This window comes from Microvirga tunisiensis, from assembly GCF_009296175.1.
Lineage (GTDB): Bacteria > Pseudomonadota > Alphaproteobacteria > Rhizobiales > Beijerinckiaceae > Microvirga > Microvirga tunisiensis.
Genome location: NZ_VOSK01000924.1, coordinates 1 through 723 on the forward strand (window position 1 = coordinate 1; position 723 = coordinate 723).

Here is a 723-nt window from a genome sequence, read left to right on the forward strand (position 1 = left end):
CTGTCGTTCTTCGACTATCTTGGCGACCGGCTCGGCCTGAATGGGGATCAGCCGAGAATTCCGCCCCTTGCCGACCTCGTCATCCGGTCAGCCTAAGGCCCACCGTCCCCCAAACTGCCCCGATGACCTCTCTGGAGAGGACGGGCATCGAAAACCGCGAAGGAGAAAAACCTCACCCACCGAGAGACTCGTCTGCTCCCGCCATGACGATCAGAGCCGCGCGGGAGACAGCTTTGCCGACAGGGATTCACGACTGCAAGGGAGAGGGATCTCGCATGGCCCCACGGAGCCGCCTGAGGCTCCGGTCCACCAATGTCTGACGGGCCCTCTTGTCCCTCCGGCCAGTCACCTTATTGTGGCGCTGATCCTCCCCTACAACGGCTCCCAACCTCATGCTCAATACCATTCTCTTTGGCGGCACCAACCGCGAGCACTTCGTGTCGGTGGCCAGTGCCCAGGCGCTGGCGGAGGCTTTGCCCGAGGCTGACCTCTGGTTCTGGCGCCGCGACGGCCTCGTCCAGGTCTGCGACTGGTCTTGCTTCGGAACGGATACTGCTGGCGAATGGGCGGGAGCCCTTGAGGCAGGGATTGGCGTTCTGGGTTTGAGGGGGCAGCCCCACCATCCCGGAGGTCCTCATGTCGCTCCGCCCGACCCCGTGCTGTGATGTCCCGGCCGCAACGGCAGCCATCGCGCGTGCCGCGTTCCCGCATGGCAGCCCCTAT

General features: G+C 64.6%; 1 pseudogene. It reads left to right on the plus strand.

Annotated elements, in window-relative coordinates:
* Window positions 1–392: 392 nt before the first annotated feature.
* Window positions 393–518: pseudogene (locus FS320_RS44545) on the plus strand (D-alanine--D-alanine ligase); the annotation flags it as partial.
* Window positions 519–723: the final 205 nt, after the last annotated feature.